Here is an 18,783-nt window from a genome sequence, read left to right as displayed (position 1 = left end):
CGAACCTTCCAGCCTTCCGACCGTCCCGTCCGCCCCAACCGCGCCTCAGCGCCGCCGGTGAGGGGCCTTCTACGGATACCAACAAAGAGTCGCAAGAGGAAAAATCACAGAAATCCAAAAAAAATGAAACAGGGCCCAATTTATTGGAAAGCCGCCCAAATTTCAGATGTTAGCGCACCCCTCTCTCTGAAGCCGAGTAGTCTGCTAGGCCGCCTCAGACGGTGCCTGCAGATTTACCACGCCCTCTCATCGCCCCGAGGACGCCCAAAGCCCCCAAGAAAAGCCATGCTGTCGCAGGCAGCGGGATCGGTGGCGGCGTATAGGCCTCGAACTGCATCGCGCCGAGAACCGCTTCGGACTGCCAGTTCCAGCTCTGAAAATCACCATCAATAGCGAACGTCGTGTTTTTGGGAATGATGATGTTCTGCTCCGATAGATCCAGCCACCCCCATTGATAGGCGGGGAATGCGAGATTGTCGGCCTGCACCTCTTCTCGGACCAAGACTGAGAATGGCAGGCTCGCGCCGCTCGGGTCCAACTTGGTGGTCTTACCATTCAAGCGCGTCAACTGGATTGCTTCGCTCGCCACAATCGTCAGTGCGTGCATATAGGAGTAGCCGAAACTGAGCCCCCCGTTCTTGAAGAACCGCTCAGGTGTCCCAGCTGACTCGGCCCAAAAGGTCAGATCGATGCCATCCACAGAATAGGTCACCGTCGACTTGGTGTCAGAAAAGAGTGATGACGAGAAGTTCACGGTGGATGCAGCCGCCGACTGCCCGAGTGCGACAACCATTGCCGCAGTGATCATTGCCTTTGTCATATGCGCCCCCAATAAGTCGTGACGCCTAAGGTCTTAGGCCTCAGCGTTTAACAAAGGCTTGCCGGAATGAAGAAAGAGGCATCCAGCGCATCGCGACCAAGAACGCAATCGCAGCGAGGTACACCAAAGGCTCGAGCTGAAAGCCTTTGGCTTGCATCACCATATGGAGACCGGCCAACAGCACTGCCGGATAGACAAGCTTGTGCACAGTCCGCCAACGGGCGCCCATTTTTCGGATGGACCAGTTGTTCGATGTGACCGCCAAAGGCAACAGCAACAGCAGCGCGGCCATGCCCACTGTCACATAAGGACGCTTGATAATATCCGCGACGATCTGCGAGGGGATCTGCACATCCAGCACCAACCACGTCAGGAAGTGCACAAGCACATAGAAGAAGGCCACAACCCCAATCGGTCGCCGCAGCTTGATCAAGCGAAGAGGCGTCAGGCGCTGAAGTGGCGTAATGCACAAGCCAGCGATCAACAGCCACAGCGCCCAAAGTCCTAGATTACGTTCGATCGCATCTACGGGATCCGCACCCAGAGCATTCTGGAAACCCAGCACATAGAGCCATATGACAGGCACTGCGCCCGCCACATAGAGAACCCAATTCGGGATCGCCCTAACCGACCGGTTCACGACATCGATCATTAGAAGTTCTTTCGCAGGTCCATGCCTTGGTACAGCGAAGCGACCTCGTCGTAGCCATTGAACATCAAGGTGGGCTCGCGCTTGGCGAACAGGCCACCCCCAATCCGGCGCTCGGTCGCTTGGGACCAACGTGGGTGAGCGACTTCGGGGTTCACGTTACTATAGAAACCGTACTCGCGTGCGTTCGCCATATTCCAGCTGGTCGGCGGCTCTTGGTCCGTCAGGGTGATGCGGGAGATGGATTTGGCGTATTTGAACCCGTACTTCCACGGCACGACCAGACGGATCGGCGCACCATTCTGGTTCGGCATGGGTTTCCCATAGATGCCGGTGGCCAGCAGCGTCAGGGGATGACGTGCCTCGTCCAGACGCAAGCCCTCGCGATAGGGCCAGTCCAGAACAGGGAAACGCGTGCCCGGCATTTCCTCGGGACGTAGCACGGTTTCAAAGGCCACATACTTGGCGCCGCTTTTCACCCCGACCAGTTCCAGCAGATCCGCCAGCTCAAAGCCATTCCATGGCACAACCATCGACCACGCCTCAACGCAGCGGAAGCGATAGATGCGCTCTTCGATTGTCATCTGAGGAACAAGATCGGACAGAGCATAATCGCCGGGCTTTTCGACCAGGCCATCAATCTTGATGGTCCACGGATCAGTGGTCAGTTGATCCGCGTAACGCGCAGGGTCGTCTTTGCCCGTGCCAAACTCATAATAGTTATTGTAGCTGGTAATGTCTTCGAAGCTGTTGGGCTCAAGACCAGCGGCACGCAGAGGAGATGCCGTTAACCCAAGCCCAAGCGCTGCGGCCCCCGCCATCATTTGACGGCGATTTACAAACATCGCCTCGGGGGTCACATCGTCAGAAGTCAGGGTATTGCGCCAGCGGTTCGCCATCGGATCCTCCTTGAAAGCTCTGCATGACATAGCATCACCGCCCTCGTTGACCAAAAAACTCCTTTTAACACTGTCGTAAAGCGGCTGAAACGTTTGGCCACGCCATTGCCAGCGACCCACGCAACGTGCCATGAATTCACAAACTCGAATTTGTTTTCACGGGGGAGGGAAAACCATGAAACATTGGATCACAGTCGGCCTGATCGCGGCTGCCACGACAGCTGCTGCCGAAGAGCCCTTTATGTATGTCACGGACCAAAGCTTCGATGACGTCACTTTTGGGCTAGAAAGTGCGATCATCGACGCAGGGCTCGTGGTCGACCACATCAGCCACACGGGCGACATGCTAGAGCGGACCCGCGCAGACGTCGGCTCGGACGTGGTGCTATTCGAGGCCGCCGACGTCTATAGCTTCTGCTCGGCCACTGTGTCCCGCAGCGTGATGGAGGCAAACCCCCTGAACCTGATGTACTGCCCCTATGACATCTTTGTCGCCGTCCTCGCTGACAAACCAGGCGAGACCATCATCGGCTTCCGCCCCTACCCTGACGGCCCAATGCAAGAGGTTCATGACCTGCTAGACGGCATTGCACGTGCAGCAATTGGGCTGGAATAACGGCCGGTTCAATCACGACCGCTGACGAAAATGTCAGTGGTCTCCTCCAGAAGCGCTGGCTTAGTCGGCAGATCGCTTAGATCAAGAAATTAAACACGATATCTCGAGTGATCTTTTTCGCGGCTGGCGCGTACTTTCTCCAACAACGCCAACACTGGGTTGTGATTGAAACTAAAATTTGGAGATATACAATGTTCCGTCGTACTGTTCTTGCTCTTGGTACCGCAGCTCTGATGGCAGGCCCCGCGCTCGCTGAAACTCATTCCATGGACATCGTCGACACCGCAGCTGGTGCAGGCAACTTTAACACTCTGGCGACCGCAATCGAAGCTGCTGGTCTGACCGAGACGCTGAAGGGCGAAGGTCCGTTCACCGTATTTGCCCCCAACGACGATGCATTTGCCGCTCTGCCCGCTGGTACGCTGGACACCCTACTAGCAGACCCCGAGGCCCTGGCCGAAATCCTGACATATCACGTAGTCCCCGGCGCCGTGATGTCGTCTGACATTGAAGTTGGCATCATGCCTGTCACCACCGTTAATGGTGCAGAAGCAACCGTGACCAACAGCGACGACGTCATCTCGATTGATGATGCGACCGTGGTGGGTGCAGACATCGCAGCATCGAACGGCGTGATCCACGAAATCGACGCTGTGATTATGCCCCAATAATCACCACTCACGCGAAAGGCCCCGGAGAACGATCTCCGGGGCCTTTTTTATGCTCGGGTCTTAGTGGACAACGGCGTCATCCGGCTTTGGGCGATTACTGGCGCCGATACGGTCGCCAATCAACAATCCCTCGGCACCCGCGCTAACGGTCACGACAGTATCGTCGCGCACGTCCCCGCCGAGGATCATCTCGGCCAGCGGGTCTTGCAGGGCACGCTGGATCACGCGCTTCAGCGGGCGGGCACCGAACACAGGATCATAGCCTTCGTCGGCCAGCCACTTACGGGCGTCCTCATCCAACTCCAGCCTGATCTTGCGCGCAGCCAGACGTTTTTCCAGACGGCGCAACTGGATGCTGACAATGCCATCCATATCCGCGCGGCCCAGACGGTCAAAGATGATCGTCTCGTCCAGACGGTTCAAGAATTCGGGGCGGAAGTGCGCTCGCACCGCATCCATCACGTCGCGCTTGGCATCGCTAGCATCCGCGCCATCCGGCAGGGTGCTGAGCGATTGGGCCCCAAGGTTCGACGTCAGAATGATCAACGTCTGCTTGAAGTCCACAGTCCGGCCTTGGCCATCAGTCAGCACACCGTCGTCCAGAACCTGCAACAGCACGTTAAAGACATCGGGGTGCGCCTTCTCGACCTCGTCGAACAGAACCACCTGATAAGGACGGCGACGGACCGCTTCGGTCAGAACACCACCTTCGTCATAGCCGACGTAGCCCGGAGGAGCACCGATCAGACGGCTGACCGCGTGTTTCTCCATGAACTCGGACATGTCGATGCGGACCATCGCGTTGTCGTCGTCAAAGAGGTACTCGGCCAGAGCCTTGGTCAGCTCGGTCTTACCCACACCCGTCGGCCCGAGGAACAAGAAGCTGCCCAACGGGCGGTTCTCGTCGTTCAGACCAGCGCGGGCACGCCGTACGGCGTTCGACACAGCCTTGACCGCCTGACGTTGACCGATGACGCGGCGTCCCAGCTCCTCTTCCATCTTGAGTAGCTTTTCACGCTCGCCTTCCAGCATCTTGGTGGTCGGGATACCCGTCCAACGCTCTACGACCTGAGCGATCTGCTCGGGGCGCACAGCCTCTTCGACCATGACACCGTCGGCTTCTGCGGTCTCAGCGTCGCCTAGCTGTTTTTCCAGCTGAGGGATCACGCCATAAGACAGCTCACCGGCACGGGCCAGATTGCCTTCGCGTTTCGCTTGCTCCAGTTCGGCGCGGGCACGGTCCAGCTTTTCTTTCAGGTCGCGTGCACCAGCCAGCTTGTCCCGTTCCGCCTGCCAGCGGGCAGTCAGTTCGGCACTGCGGTCTTGCAGGTCTGCCAGTTCCTTCTCCAGCTTTTCGAGGCGGTCGCGCGAGGCATCATCATCCTCTTTCTTCAGCGCTTCGGCTTCGATCTGCTTTTGCAGGATCTCGCGGTCGATCGCGTCCAGTTCCTCGGGCTTGCTGTCCACAGCCATACGCAGACGGCTGGCGGCTTCGTCCATCAAGTCGATGGCCTTGTCCGGCAGGAAGCGGTCCGTGATATAGCGGTGTGACAGGGTTGCCGCCGCCACAAGGGCCGAGTCACTGATCCGCACACCGTGGTGCAGCTCGTACTTCTCTTTGATGCCGCGCAGGATACTGATGGTATCCTCGACCGTGGGCTCCTCGACCACGAGGGGCTGGAACCGGCGGGCCAGAGCCGCATCTTTTTCGATGTACTTGCGGTACTCGTCCAGCGTGGTTGCGCCGACACAGTGCAGCTCACCCCGAGCCAGCGCAGGCTTGATCAGATTGGCCGCATCCATCGCGCCATCGGTTTTACCCGCGCCGACCAGAACGTGCATCTCGTCGATGAACAAGATGATCTCGCCAGCAGCGGCGGTCACCTCGTTCAGAACGGCTTTCAGACGCTCTTCGAATTCACCGCGGTATTTCGCACCGGCGATCAGCGCACCCATATCTAGCGCAAGCAGCTTCTTGTTGCGTAGGGATTCAGGCACGTCGCCGTTCACGATCCGTAGGGCAAGGCCCTCGGCAATCGCGGTTTTCCCCACGCCCGGCTCACCGATCAGAACTGGGTTGTTCTTGGTCCGGCGAGACAGAACCTGCATCGCACGGCGGATTTCCTCGTCCCGGCCAATGATCGGGTCGATTTTGCCGTCGGCAGCGCGCTGTGTCAGGTCGGCCGCGTATTTCTTTAGGGCGTCATAGCCATCCTCAGCCGATGCGCTGTCTGCGGTGCGTCCTTTGCGAATGTCGTTGATCGCTTCGTTCAGCTTTTGCGCAGTCACGCCACCTGCATCCAGAGCGTCCTTGGCTTTGGTTTTCACCATGGCCAGCGCCATCAGAATGCGTTCGACGGGAACAAAGCTGTCACCGGCTTTTTGCGCTAGGGTTTCAGCCTCGGCCAGCACCTTGGCAGTTGGCTGCGCCATGTAGGTCTGACCAGCATCGCCGCTGACCTTGGGCAATTTATCGACAGCCAAATCTACGGCCAGACCAACCTGATTTGCCTGACCACCGGAACGCGAGATCAGATTAGCGGCCAAGCCTTGGTCGTCATCCATAAGAGCCTTCAGCAGGTGCTCGGGGGTCAGTTGCTGGTGCCCCTCGCGCATAGCAATCGTCTGCGCGGCCTGAAGGAAACCACGCGACCGCTCCGTGAACTTCTCTAAGTTCATGGCAGTTCTCCTCTATATAAGCGCCCGATTACGGCGATGCCCGCTAAGCGGCACATCATGTTGTGGGCCTCTTACAAAAAGATGGAGCGCACACGCGTGGGTTTCAAGAGGTCACACACTCTTGACCGTTCGATTTTCACAGCGCATCACGGGCGAAATTTTCCCACAGGAGACTGCCATGATCGCCGATGACCGCCTGATCGTCGCACTGGATGTGCCGAACGCCCTCGAAGGACTGAAAGTTGCCGAAACACTCGGCGATGCGGTCAGTTTCTATAAGATCGGTTTGGGGATGCTGACCGGCGGCGGATTGGCCTTGGCCAACGAGCTGAAAGACGAGCACGGCAAGAAGATCTTTCTGGACATGAAGCTGTTCGACATTGGCCAGACCGTTGAGAACGCAGTACGCGGACTGGCGCAGTTCAATCTGGATTTCCTGACCGTCCACGGTGACCCCTATGTGGTGAAGGCAGCCAAAGAAGGCGCGGCTGGCAGCAACATGAAAATCCTCAGCGTGACCATCCTAACTTCGCTGGATCGCGGCGATCTGGATGGCGCGCTGATCAAGGACGGGGCCATCGACGATCTGGTGGTCGAGCGCGCAGGCAAGGCCTTTGACGCGGGCGCGGATGGCATCATCTGTTCGCCTAACGAGGCGGCGCGCATCCGTGCCCTACCCGAATCCGAAGGCCGCCTGATCGTGACCCCCGGTGTGCGCCCTGCGGGCAGCGCGACCGACGACCAGAAGCGGATCGCCACCCCCGCGATGGCCGTGGAGAGCGGTGTGGACCACATTGTCTGCGGGCGCCCGATCTGGCGCGCAGCTGATCCGCGTCAGGCTGCGTTGGACGTGGTGGCTGAAATGCGTGCGGCTGCGGCCCCTAACGCTTGAGTTTGGCGCTAAAGCGCCACGGCCTGCGGCCGATTGGGTATTTTGGCCAAGATGAAGGAGGCGGGTGCCATTAGGTGTCCGCCTCTCTTATATTTGCTGCCGGAGGTGGGGTCCTATGCCTGCACTGTGTCGCAATTGTTTGCACGAGTTCGAAAACGGGGCGCGATGCCCCAAGTGCCGCAGCCCCCGCGTGGTTGCGCATGACGAGTTGTGGGATCTGGGAATCGCCCACATGGACTGCGACGCCTTTTACGCCAGTGTTGAGAAGCGGGATCGGCCCGAGCTGGCCGCCAAGCCGGTGATTATCGGTGGTGGGCGGCGCGGGGTGGTCTCGACTGCCTGTTATGTGGCGCGGATTCGCGGTGTGCGGTCCGCCATGCCGATGTTTAAGGCACTGGAGCTGTGCCCCGATGCCGTAGTGATCAAACCCCGCATGGAGGTTTACGCCGAGGTTTCACGTGAAGTGCGCGCGCGGATGGAGGCACTAACGCCAGCGGTGGAGCCATTATCCCTGGATGAGGCATTCATGGATCTGCGCGGGACGGCCAAGTTGCATGGCGCTCCGCCAGCGGTTCTGGTTGCGCGACTGGTCAAAGGCATGAAGGACGATCTGGGGATCACCGGATCCATAGGGCTGTCGCATAACAAGTTTCTCGCCAAGATCGCGTCAGAGATCGACAAGCCAAACGGGTTCGCGGTGATCGGCAAGGCCGAGACAGCAGACTTTCTGCGCGACAAAGATGTGGGAATCATTTGGGGCGTTGGCGGTGCGACTAGAGCATCGCTGGACCGTGCAGGGATTCGGACCATCTCTGATCTGCTGCGCTGGGACGAGACGGAACTGGTCGCGCGATTCGGCAGCATGGGGCTACGGCTATTCCATCTTGCCCGCGGCGAAGATGCGCGCGCTGTGAAACCCGATCGCGGGATGAAATCCGTCAGCAACGAGACAACCTTTGACGAAGATATCTCGGATATCGATCTGCTGGACGGCCATCTGTGGCGCATGGCGGAGAAAGTTTCGGATCGTGCCAAGGCGAAGGGGATCGCGGGCCGTACTGTGACCCTGAAACTGAAACGCGCGGATTTCCGTCTACTGACCCGTCGCGTGACCCTGACCGATTCGACCCAGTACGCCGACAAGCTGTACCGCGCGGCCCGTGGGCTATTGGATCAAGCCATAGACGCAGCACCGTTCCGTTTGATCGGCGTCGGGCTCGGTGATCTGGTGGATAGCGGAGATGCGGATCGGTCCGGCGATCTGTTGGACCCTGACGCAGAGCGGCGCGCCCGCGCCGAGAAAGCAACCGACGCCATCCGTCAGAAGTTTGGAAGCGACGCGATCATCAAAGGGCGCTCTTTGCGGTAATCACTCGGCCGCCATACGTGTGGGCGTTGCCCTCGCAAACTCTGCCATCCCTGCGATCACACGGCCGATCAACGCCTTGAAGTCTTCATAGCCCTCATGTGGGGTGATCGTCGCCTCGTTCATATACAGCGAGCGATCTATCTCGATCTGGATCGCGTGCTGATTGCGGCCAGGTCGTCCGTAATGCTGCACGGTGTAGGCCCCCGCAAAGGGGCTGTTACGGGTCACCACCAATCCTTCGGCACGGAACAGAGACTCGAGATGCGTGACTATGGCCAAATCAGCCGAAGCTCCGAAACGGTCCCCCAGAACGACTTGTGGGCGCGGTAGGTCGCTGCGCACCAGATTATCGACCGCTTCGTGCGGCATCGAGTGGCAATCAATCAGAATGGCACGACCGAATGACTCACTAGTGTCGTCCATCAACCCGCGCAAAGCCTGATGATAGGGCACCCAGCATCGCTCGATTCGCTCTTGGGCCGCGTCTTGGGTCATCTTGCCCCGATAGATCGCGCGCCCGTTTGACACCACGCGGGGAATCACACCAAGCCCCGATGCGATTCTCGGAGAATTGTAGCGGCGGCGGACACCCTCGATCAGGGCGGGGTCCAGTTCATCGCGGCTACGATTCAGATCTAGGTAGGCGCGCGGGAATCGCGCGGACAGAAACGGCGCGCCTTGATCGGGCGCACTGCTGAACAGGTCGTGGACATAGGCATCTTCGGACGACCGGATGGTGTGCGCGTCAAGGATCGTGCGCTCCATCAAGTCTATCGGATATTCATTGCCGCTATGAGGGGATGCAAACACCACCGCAGTGGTTTGCCGCGCAGGGCGGTCCAAGTCGAATATCCGGTGATGCATGGCGGCTCCTTTGAGACAAATCCTAAACCGAAAAGAATCCTTGTCAAAAGCCCTTGAACACCCCGACGACTCCTTTTATAGAGCGCGAACCGAAACGAAGCAGACGGGTTCTTCGGAGCCTTTGACGCAGACATTTAGGTAAGCGCGCGTAGCTCAGCGGTAGAGCACTACGTTGACATCGTAGGGGTCACTGGTTCAATCCCAGTCGTGCGCACCACGAATTCACCGGTCCTTTTGGGTCCAACTGCTAACAGGCGCACGCGCGCCGCGACAAGGAGAGATACGATGAAAGTCAAGAACTCGCTCCGCTCGCTCAAGCAGCGTCACCGCGATTGCCGTGTCGTGCGCCGTAAGGGCCGCGTCTACGTCATCAACAAGACGCAGCGCCGCTTCAAAGCCCGTCAGGGCTAAGAGCATCCTGAGCAGCAGAATAAGCCGTCCTTCTGGGGCGGCTTTTTTCTTTGGTAGCCTATGCGATCGCACAGAAAAGAGGCGGCTCTCTGGTTCAGAGGCCGCCTTTTCCACGTGAACTGGTGAATGTCGGGTCAGCCGCCGTAGCTGCGCCGGTCGTCGATCACCTTGCCATCGTTCGGCAAGCTGCCCACAGGCACACACTCTACGGCACCCTTCAGCTTCAGCACCTCGGCCACAGAGCCCTCGTAAGAGGACGCATCTGTACCCCCCTCGATTTGGACACGCATGACATCCATCTCGCCCTCACGCAGTGCGATGACGCGCGCTTTGGTGATCTCTGGGTGCTTGGCCACCAGTTGGGCGACCTGTTCGGGGCGGACGAACATGCCCTTGATCTTGGTCGTCTGGTCCGCACGGCCCATCCAGCCCTTGATCCGCTTGTTCGTGCGGCCACAGGGGCTGGTGCCCTCCATGATCGCACTTAGATCGCCTGTGGCAAAGCGGATCAGAGGGTAGTCGGGGTTCAGACTGGTCACCACGACCTCGCCAACCTCGCCTTCGGCAACAGGGATCCCTGTGCCGGGCCTGACGATTTCCACGATGACACCTTCGTCGATGATCATCCCGTCCATCGCGGGGCTCTCGTAGGCGATGTTACCCAGATCGGCGGTCGCATAGCACTGTAGGCAGGAAATCCCACGATCAGTGTATTCTTGGCGCAGGCTCGGGAACAGCGCCCCGCCACCCACAGCCGCTTTGGTGATTTTGAGAGCGACTCCCATCTCGTCGGCCTTATCCAGAATCACCTTCAGGTAATCCGGCGTGCCCGCATAAGCCGTTGTGCCCACATCCGCTGCCGCACGCACCTGCAATTCGGTCTGCCCTACGCCGGCGGGCAACACTGCGGCCTGCACAGCCCGGGCCCCACTTTCAAAGATCATGCCCGCAGGCGTCAGGTGATAGCCAAAGCAGTTCTGCACGATATCGCCACGCCCGATTCCCGCCGCGTGCAGGAATCGCCCGACGCGCCACCAGTCATGGCTGATCTCGCCGGGTTCATAGATCGGGCCCGGAGATTGGAAGATATGCGCGAACTCGCCCACCGTTTTGGCAGTGAACCCGCCAAAGGGTGAGCTCTGCCCCTGTGCAGCCCCCAATTCGGACTTTCGCAGAACCGGCAGGACTGCCAGATCGGCCATTCCGTCGATCTCTGACGGATCAATCAGCCCCAACGAATCGCGATATCCCCGCAATCCCTGCACCGCGCGCAGTTGCGTACGCAAAGCTTCCATCTGCGCGGCCTCGCGTTCATCAGCGCTCCGCGTTTCGAGGTCATCAAAATATGTGGTCATCGGCGCCTCCTCAGCTTAGCCAACGCTTGCGGCGGCGATAGCTCCGCACATCACGGAAACTCTTGCGGCCCTCTTCGGACATCCCGAGATAGAATTCTTTGACGTCAGGGTTCTCGCGCAGATCGGCGGCGCTACCGTCCATCACCACGCGGCCCGATTCCAGAATGTAGCCGTGGTGCGCGTATCGCAGGGCCACATTGGTGTTCTGCTCAGCAAGCAGGAACGACACACCTTCGTTCTCGTTCACCGATTTCACGATTTCGAAGATCTGTTCGACCAGCTGCGGGGCCAGACCCATGCTGGGTTCGTCCAGCAGAATGCACTCGGGGCGGGACATCAGCGCACGGCCGATCGCGACCATCTGCTGCTCGCCGCCCGAGGTGTAGCCGGCCTGCGATTTGCGGCGCTCTTTGAGGCGCGGGAAATAGTCGTAGACCATCTGCAAATCCGCATCGACAGCACCACGGCCATCGTGACGCGTGTAGGCGCCGGTCATCAGGTTCTCTTCGACGGTCAGGTGCTCGAAACAGTGACGGCCTTCCATCACCTGAATGACACCCTTTTTCACCAGCGCCGCAGGGTCCAGATCCTGCACCCGCTCGCCCTTGTAGATCACAGACCCTTTGGTGACCTCGCCGCGTTCAGAATGCAGCAGGTTGGAAATGGCCTTCAAAGTCGTTGTCTTGCCTGCCCCGTTGCCCCCGAGCAGCGCCGTAATGCCGCCCTTGGGGACCGACAGGCTCACCCCTTTCAGCACAAGGATGACGTGGTTGTAGATCACCTCGATATTGTTGACCTCGAGCAAGGTCTCTTGGGTTCGTCCCGCGTCCAGCATGGCTCTTCTTCTTTGGAAAAATACCTAAAGGTTCTCCGGCGGCGACCCGCGCCGCCGGAGCCGTTTCAGATCAGCTGTCGCACTCGACGACGGGCCAAGGCGCGTTGGCATCGGCATATTCAGCCGCTTTGGCTTCAGCGAGCGACTTGATCACCGACTGGTCAGCCTGCAGCAGATCGCTGGCTTGGGTGAACTTTGCGCCATCCCATTCCAGAATCCACGCGCCCGAGTGACCGGTGTGGTTCGAGCAAGACGTCGAGAACGGCGGCACCATGCCTTCCATCCCCAGCTCTGCGAGCTTCTCGTCGGTGATGTTCAGGTTCTCGAGGCCCCAACGCAGGTCCTTGGGACCGATGGTCGCGTTACCGGTGTGCTCCTGAGCAGCCTTGATGCCTTCGGCCAGCATCATCGACATGACCAGACCACGCTGATAGAAAACGCTGTTCAACTGGTCTTCGGTGGTCTGGGTTTTGCCGGTGTCGATGACATACTTCTTGATGTCCGCCATCAGACCACTGTCGGGCTGCGGCATCGACCAGCTGATCGATTTGTAGCCTTTGCCCTCTTCGCCGACAGCTGCCAGATCGGGATCGTGGCCCGCCCACCAGACGCCATAGAACTGATCCATGGGATAGCGGGTTTTGACCGCTTCTTGGATCGCGGCGCTGTTCATCGCACCCCAGCCCCACATGATCACGTTGTCCGGACGCTCGCGGCGGATTTGCAGCCACTGCGCCGACTGGTTCTGCATTTCCTTCAGGCCAACGGGGACCGGAACCAGCTCAAAGCCATGCTCTTCGGCCATCTGCTCCAGCAGGGGCAGAGGCTCTTTGCCGAACGGGTGGTCAAGGTGCAGGAACGCAATCTTCTTGCCCTTCAGGGTCGACATATCACCGCCCGCAATGTGCGAAACGATCATATAGGCGCCATCCCAATAGGATGCGGGCGGGTTGTATGCCCACTGGAAAGTGCCGCCTTCGGACATGGGGCTAAAGCCATAGCCAGGCGCAAGGATCGGGATCTCGTCGACATTGGTCTTGGGCAGAACCTGCAGGGTGATGCCGGTGGACCAAGGCTGGGTCACGATCGCAGTGCCTTTGGTCTTTTCATAGCACTCGACGCCTTTTTCGGTCGAATAGCCGGTCTCGCACTCCGAGAAATCAACGGGAACACCGCCGACACCGCCATCGCGTTCGTTCAGCATGGTCATGTAGTCAGCCTGACCGTTCATCAGCGGGATACCCAGCGCTGCGAACGGGCCTGTGCGGTAGGCCATGTTCGGGGCATACAGGCCCTCTGCCATAGCCCCGCCTGCAATTACGGTCAGCGCAGTTGCGGCTGCCAGTTTCTTCCACAGTTTCATCCGGTCTCCTCCCTTGGATCACGTGGATGGAATTCAGCGGGCTCCCTCCTCAAAGAGCACGCCAATGGTTGGGCTGCCCCGCGTTAGTGCGGGAACGGCCAGATCACGAGCTTCTCACGGATCAGCGCCCATAGGCGGGCCAAGCCGTGCGGTTCGATGATTAGGAAAAACACGATCAGTGCACCGACGATCATGATGTTCAGGTGTTCGACCGTGGCCGAACTGATCGGAATGCCAAAGGTTTCAGGCAAGGTGTTCAGGATCACCGGCAGGCCCACAATCAGGATCGCGCCCAAGTAGTTGCCCAAAATCGAGCCAAGACCGCCGATGATCGCGATGAACAGGATGCGGAACGACAGCGGAATGTCGAACAGGTTCGGCTCTGCCGCACCGCGCCACATGAATACGAACAGCGCCCCCGACACACCCACGATGTAGCTACTGATCGCAAAGGCGGTTAGCTTGGACTTCATCAGGTTAATGCCAATCAGTTCGGCCGCAATGTCCATGTCGCGGGTCGCCTTCCACGTCCGACCCAAAGTGCCGCGTGTCAGGTTGATGCATAGGATGGTCATCAGACTGACGATCCCAAGCACCACATAATACTGCACATGGCTGCTGGCGGTCGGACCGGCAACGGTTACGCCGAACATCTGCAGCGTGGGCACCTGAATCGCGCCCGAAGCGTTGTAGTTGTAGAGCCACGCCCACTTCTCGAAAAGCCAGACGAGGAAGAACTGCGCAGCAAGGGTGGCAATCGCCAGATAGAAGCCCTTGATCCGCAGGCTGGGGATACCAAAGGCCACCCCGACCCCCGCCGAGAACACACCCGACAGCAGGATCGCCACCACAGGGTTCATCCACGGCATGATCGTCACCAGCTTGTAGCAGGCATAGGCGCCGACCCCCATGAACGCGGCAGTCCCAAGGCTCAGTTGCCCCGCATAGCCGGTCAGGATGTTCAGACCCATCGCGGCCAGCGAATAGATCAGGATCGGGATCAATAGGGTCTGAAACGCGAACTCGCTCGCGGTCAGGGGCAGGATCACCCAAGCAAAGGCCAGAATAATCGCCAGCAGGATGGCATCCTGACGGACCGGGAACAGGGCCATATCTGCCGTGTAGCTGGTCTTGAACTGGCCAGACGTACGATAAAACATCGGTTCTCTTTCTTGTTCTTAACCGGGGATCAGACTGCGGACTCGACGGTGTCTTCTTTGACCGCCCACTTCGGCGGCTGCGCCTTGCCGGTGCGTTCGGAATGACGGACCAGCCACAGGTGCGCCCACATACCGATCGCTCCACCGGCTGCGGCCAGTAGCACCGCTGTCACCAGCCGGTCGGCCTGTCCGGTGTTTTCGGTCAGCGCCAGATACCCAAAGGCCCAGAACCCACACCACGCGACGACATTCAGAATTGCGATAAGCTTCGGCATCGTCAGACCCTTTCGATGATGCGTTCGCCGAACAGCCCCTGAGGACGGAACAGCAGCACAAACAGCGCCAGAACAAAGGCGAACCACGTCTCGGTGTTGCCGCCTAGCAGCGGCTGGCCCCAGTAAATCTCGAACAATTTTTCAAAGAGCCCGATCATCAGACCGCCAATGATGGCCCCCGTGATCGATTCCAGACCGCCCAGCATCAGAACCGGCAGCGCCTTGTAGGCAATGACCTCCAGCGCAAAACTGACGCCCGCGCGCGCACCCCAGGCAATGCCAGTGACCAGCGCGATGATGCCTGCGATGAACCAGACCAGAACCCAGATCGTCTGCAGGCTGATGCCCACGGACAGCGCCGCCTGATGGTCATCACCCAAAGCGCGGATCGCACGGCCCATGCGGGTCTTGTTCAAGAACGCGAGCAGCGCGATCACCAGCACAGCCGCCACGACAACAGCGGTCACGTCCTTCTGCTCCAGCAGAAGGAAACCGCCGAAGGGTTCAAAGATGAACTCACCGGTGGGGATACCCAACTCTTCGGTGATCATGATCTTGTTTTCGCCGCCGAAAATAAGCTCGCCAAAGCCGATCAGGAACAGCGTGATCCCGATAGTTGCCATGAACAAGATGATGTCCGGCTGGCCCACCAGCGGGCGGAGGACAACCCTTTCGATGCTGACCGCCAGCACGAACATCACCCCCAGCGACAGGATCACCGAGATCCACGCTGGAACACCCATTTCATGGAAGCCCACCAGCGTCAGCGCGGCGAACACCACCATGATCCCTTGGGCAAAGTTAAAGATACGGCTCGACCGGAAGATCAGCACAAACCCCAACGCGATCAACGCATAGAGGATACCGGAGACCAGACCCTCCCACAGCACCTGCATCAAGAAGTCAGGCGCCGCGAACATGTCGGCAAAGGGTTGCACCAAAAGGCTATTCAAAAAATCCATCTGCTCGTTCCTTTAGTGCTGCACGCCAAGATAGGCGTCGATCACGTCTTGATTGTTGCGCACCTCATCGGGTGTGCCGTCACCGATCTTCTTGCCGTAATCCATCACGACCACGCGGTCGCTCAGGTCCATGACCACGCCCATATCGTGTTCGATCAGGGCAATCGTGGTCCCGAATTCGTCGTTCACATCCAGAATAAAGCGGCTCATGTCCTCTTTTTCTTCGACGTTCATGCCCGCCATAGGTTCGTCCAGCAGCAGGATCGACGGCTCTGCCGCCAGCGCCCGCGCCAACTCCACCCGCTTTTTCAGACCATAAGGCAGACGCCCCACGGGCGTTTTGCGGATCGCCTGAATTTCAAGGAAGTCGATGATCTCCTCGACCTTCTCGCGGTTCGCGACCTCTTCGTCCCGCGCCTTGCCCCACCAGAGGGCCTGATTTGCGATCCCGGCGTTCATCTTGGTCAAACGGCCCGTCATCACGTTGTCCAGAACGGTCATCCCTTCAAACAAGGCGATGTTCTGGAACGTCCGCGCGACCCCCATCCGCGCCACCTCATACGGGCGCATCGGCGGACGCGGCGCACCCTGGTACCAGACCGACCCTTCGCTCGGGGTGTAGAACCCCGAAATGATGTTCAACATCGAGGACTTGCCCGCCCCGTTCGGCCCGATGATCGCGCGGATCTCGCCCTCGCGAATGTCAAAGCTGATGTCCTTGATCGCCACCACACCGCCAAACCGCAGCGTGATGTTCTTCATCTCCATCAAGACGCCGCCGATCTGGCGACCGTCCTCGGTCACGTATCCTGCGCTCGCGTCCATCACTGCGTCCGCTCCTTCAAACACAGGTCCATTCCTTCTTTTTTCTGAAAATACTCATGCTGACTGATCCACCGGCTCATTCGGCTGCCACCTTCTGGGTCGCGACCGGCGCCACTTCGGCATCGCGAATCTCAAGCGTTGCGCGGATCTTGCCCTTGCGGCCATCCTCGTAGGTGACCTCGGTTTCCGTGTAGATGCTCGGCGAGCCATCATAGAGCGCGCCCACTAGATCCGCGAACTTCTCAGCGATGATCTTGCGGCGGACTTTGCGGGTGCGGGTCAGTTCACCATCATCCGCGTCCAGTTCCTTGTGCAGCACAAGGAAACGGTGGATCTGGCAGCCCGACAGCATCTCGTCCTGCGCGACGCTGCGGTTCACCTCTTCGACGTGGCTCTGGATCGTCTCCAGCACCTGCGGATGCCCCGCCAGCTCCTGATAAGAGGCGTAAGCGATATTGTTCCGCTCGGCCCAGTTCCCCACAGCCGTCAGGTCGATGTTGATAAACGCCGTGCAGCGATCTTTGCCGGCGCCGAACACCACAGCCTCGAGGATATTCGGGAAGAACTTCAACTTGTTCTCGACGTACTTGGGCGCGAACAGGCTGCCATCAGCCATCTGGCCCACATCCTTGGCGCGGTCGATGATCCGCAGATGGCCAGTCGAAGGCTCAAAGAAGCCCGCGTCACCGGTGGCGACCCAACCCTCAGGATCCTTGGTGTCGGCCGTGCTTTCAGCATTCTTGTAGTACTCGACGAACGTTCCGGGGCTACGATAGAACACCTCGCCATTCTCGGCGATGCGCACCTCGACACCGGGCGAAGGCACGCCCACCGTATCCGAGCGCACCTCTCCATCGGGCTGCTGGGTGATAAAGACGCTGGCCTCGGTCTGACCATACAGCTGCTTCAGGTTGATCCCAAGCGAGCGGTAGAAGTCAAAAATCTCGGGCCCGATCGCCTCGCCTGCCGTATAGCCCACGCGCACGCGGCCAAAGCCCAGCATGTTCTTGAGCGGGCCATACACCATGAATTCGCCCAATGCGTACTTCAGCCGGTCAATCGCACTCACGGATTTGCCGTCCAGAATAGCCGGTCCCACCTTACGGGCGTGCGCCATGAAGTGATCAAAGATCTTCTTCTTGGTTGGCCCTGCATCCTCCATGCGGATCATGGTCTGGGTCAGCTGGGTCTCGAAAATCCGCGGCGGGGCGAAATAGTAGCTTGGCCCGATTTCCCGCAGATCGGTCATCATCGTCTCAGGGCTTTCGGGGCAGTTCACGCAGAACCCCGTCCAGTACGCCTGCCCGATCGAGAAAATAAAGTCGCCCACCCACGCCATGGGCAGATAGGCCAGAACCTCGTCCCCTGCCTTCAGATGGTCGAACTCCGACGAGTTCTTGGCGGTCTCGATCATGTTGCGATTAGAAAGAACCACGCCCTTGGGCTTGCCCGTGGTGCCCGAGGTATAAAGCATCACGCAGGTGCTGTCGTAGTTCAGCTTGGCAGTGCGGCGGTGCAGTTCGGGTGTTAGCTCGTCCCGCGCGGCATGGCCCTGTTCCTGCACATGGCTGTATTCGTGCAGACGGGTGTGATCGTATTTCCGCATCCCCTTGGGATCGAGATAGATCATATGCTCGAACTGGTGCAGGTCGTCCTGGATGTCGATGACTTTGTCGACCTGCTCTTGATCGCCCGCAATCACGAAACGCGCGCCGCAGTGGTCCAGCACATAGGCCATCTCTTCGGCGTTTGCGTCTTGGTACAGCGGTACCGGAATGGCGCCCACCGCCTGCGCGGCCACCATGGACCAGTACAAATAAGGGCGATTGCGCCCGATAATGGCGATGTAGTCGCCCTCGGCGATGCCCATATTGATCAGGCCAAGCGCCAGCGATTCAATTTCTTTGGCCGTTTCGGACCACGTCCAGCTTTGCCAGATACCGAACTCTTTTTCGCGATACGCCGGTTTGGCCGCGTACAGTCGGGCATTACGCTCCAACAGCGCTGGAAAGCTCTCCAGCGCGTCGGACGCAGTATGCGTCAGTGTCACGTTATTTTCCTCCCTATGTCCGGTCTCCCCTCCGGACAAGCCGCCGAAGCGACTCTTGACCTATTGGGTCATGGTCTCAGCCTGTCGG

General features: G+C 59.2%; 18 protein-coding genes and 1 tRNA gene. 6 read left to right on the top strand and 13 right to left on the bottom strand.

The genetic code is table 11. From position 1 onward, the window contains the following. Positions 1–214: 214 nt before the first annotated feature. From BM225_RS09685 to msrP, 3 genes are read right to left on the bottom strand one after another with little or no spacing between them, the layout of a single operon-like run. Positions 215–820 (bottom strand): VPLPA-CTERM sorting domain-containing protein, encoded by a 606-nt coding sequence (locus tag BM225_RS09685; RefSeq protein WP_143095360.1) that lies wholly within the window; start codon positions 818–820, stop codon positions 215–217. Positions 821–860: 40 nt separating this feature from the next. Further along, positions 861–1,472, bottom strand: a complete 612-nt coding sequence (gene msrQ / locus BM225_RS09680) for a protein-methionine-sulfoxide reductase heme-binding subunit MsrQ (RefSeq protein WP_072709385.1) — start codon at positions 1,470–1,472, stop codon at positions 861–863. Continuing rightward, positions 1,472–2,368: a protein-methionine-sulfoxide reductase catalytic subunit MsrP gene (gene msrP / locus BM225_RS09675; protein WP_072709383.1), complete on the bottom strand. Its 897-nt coding sequence runs from the start codon at positions 2,366–2,368 to the stop codon at positions 1,472–1,474. The genes msrQ and msrP overlap by 1 nt, the downstream gene beginning before the upstream one ends. Before the next feature lie 175 nt (positions 2,369–2,543). On the opposite strand from msrP, the gene BM225_RS09670 reads away from it, so the two are divergent. Further along, positions 2,544–2,984 (top strand): DUF302 domain-containing protein, encoded by a 441-nt coding sequence (locus BM225_RS09670; protein ID WP_072709381.1) that lies wholly within the window; start codon positions 2,544–2,546, stop codon positions 2,982–2,984. Between the two features lie 191 nt (positions 2,985–3,175). After that, positions 3,176–3,655: a fasciclin domain-containing protein gene (locus tag BM225_RS09665; protein ID WP_072709379.1), complete on the top strand. Its 480-nt coding sequence runs from the start codon at positions 3,176–3,178 to the stop codon at positions 3,653–3,655. Positions 3,656–3,715: 60 nt separating this feature from the next. Here the strand turns inward: BM225_RS09665 and clpB are convergent, their stop codons facing one another. Further along, positions 3,716–6,334, bottom strand: coding sequence for an ATP-dependent chaperone ClpB (clpB, locus tag BM225_RS09660; RefSeq protein WP_072709377.1), 2,619 nt, complete (start codon positions 6,332–6,334; stop codon positions 3,716–3,718). Between the two features lie 178 nt (positions 6,335–6,512). Between clpB and pyrF the strand changes: the two genes are divergently transcribed. Together pyrF and BM225_RS09650 are read left to right on the top strand one after the other, a co-directional pair. Further along, positions 6,513–7,226, top strand: coding sequence for an orotidine-5'-phosphate decarboxylase (pyrF, locus tag BM225_RS09655; protein WP_072709375.1), 714 nt, complete (start codon positions 6,513–6,515; stop codon positions 7,224–7,226). A 115-nt stretch (positions 7,227–7,341) separates the two neighbouring features. Then, positions 7,342–8,595 (top strand): DNA polymerase IV, encoded by a 1,254-nt coding sequence (locus BM225_RS09650; protein WP_072709373.1) that lies wholly within the window; start codon positions 7,342–7,344, stop codon positions 8,593–8,595. Here the strand turns inward: BM225_RS09650 and BM225_RS09645 are convergent, their stop codons facing one another. Further along, positions 8,596–9,459: an N-formylglutamate amidohydrolase gene (locus BM225_RS09645; RefSeq protein WP_072709371.1), complete on the bottom strand. Its 864-nt coding sequence runs from the start codon at positions 9,457–9,459 to the stop codon at positions 8,596–8,598. A 142-nt stretch (positions 9,460–9,601) separates the two neighbouring features. Between BM225_RS09645 and BM225_RS09640 the strand changes: the two genes are divergently transcribed. Continuing rightward, positions 9,602–9,676: transfer RNA gene (locus tag BM225_RS09640), tRNA-Val, on the top strand. 68 nt (positions 9,677–9,744) lie between these two features. Beyond that, a complete protein-coding gene (gene ykgO / locus BM225_RS09635) occupies positions 9,745–9,870 on the top strand; it encodes a type B 50S ribosomal protein L36 (protein ID WP_012177066.1) in 126 nt (41 codons plus the stop codon). Between the two features lie 134 nt (positions 9,871–10,004). Here the strand turns inward: ykgO and BM225_RS09630 are convergent, their stop codons facing one another. From BM225_RS09630 to BM225_RS09595, 8 genes are all read right to left on the bottom strand, one after another. Next, positions 10,005–11,225, bottom strand: a complete 1,221-nt coding sequence (locus tag BM225_RS09630) for a phenylacetate--CoA ligase family protein (protein ID WP_092464208.1) — start codon at positions 11,223–11,225, stop codon at positions 10,005–10,007. Between the two features lie 10 nt (positions 11,226–11,235). Next, entirely contained in the window at positions 11,236–12,060 is an 825-nt protein-coding gene (locus BM225_RS09625; RefSeq protein ID WP_072709367.1) for an ABC transporter ATP-binding protein, read from the bottom strand. A 70-nt stretch (positions 12,061–12,130) separates the two neighbouring features. Then, positions 12,131–13,423, bottom strand: a complete 1,293-nt coding sequence (locus BM225_RS09620) for an ABC transporter substrate-binding protein (RefSeq protein WP_072709365.1) — start codon at positions 13,421–13,423, stop codon at positions 12,131–12,133. Between the two features lie 83 nt (positions 13,424–13,506). Next, positions 13,507–14,583, bottom strand: a complete 1,077-nt coding sequence (locus BM225_RS09615; protein WP_072709363.1) for a branched-chain amino acid ABC transporter permease — start codon at positions 14,581–14,583, stop codon at positions 13,507–13,509. Positions 14,584–14,612: 29 nt separating this feature from the next. After that, positions 14,613–14,858 (bottom strand): hypothetical protein, encoded by a 246-nt coding sequence (locus BM225_RS09610; RefSeq protein WP_072709361.1) that lies wholly within the window; start codon positions 14,856–14,858, stop codon positions 14,613–14,615. Between the two features lie 2 nt (positions 14,859–14,860). After that, positions 14,861–15,820 (bottom strand): branched-chain amino acid ABC transporter permease, encoded by a 960-nt coding sequence (locus BM225_RS09605; protein ID WP_072709359.1) that lies wholly within the window; start codon positions 15,818–15,820, stop codon positions 14,861–14,863. 12 nt (positions 15,821–15,832) lie between these two features. After that, complete coding sequence (locus tag BM225_RS09600) at positions 15,833–16,645, bottom strand: ABC transporter ATP-binding protein (RefSeq protein WP_420809849.1); 813 nt, start codon at positions 16,643–16,645, stop codon at positions 15,833–15,835. Positions 16,646–16,721: 76 nt separating this feature from the next. Further along, positions 16,722–18,695: an AMP-binding protein gene (locus tag BM225_RS09595; RefSeq protein ID WP_245780445.1), complete on the bottom strand. Its 1,974-nt coding sequence runs from the start codon at positions 18,693–18,695 to the stop codon at positions 16,722–16,724. Positions 18,696–18,783 lie beyond the last annotated feature (88 nt).

Origin of the sequence: Donghicola eburneus (assembly GCF_900115865.1) — a bacterium.
Taxonomy (GTDB): Bacteria; Pseudomonadota; Alphaproteobacteria; order Rhodobacterales; family Rhodobacteraceae; genus Donghicola; species Donghicola eburneus.
Note: the sequence above shows the minus strand (reverse complement) of the source record. Positions and strands in the feature narration are given on the sequence as shown.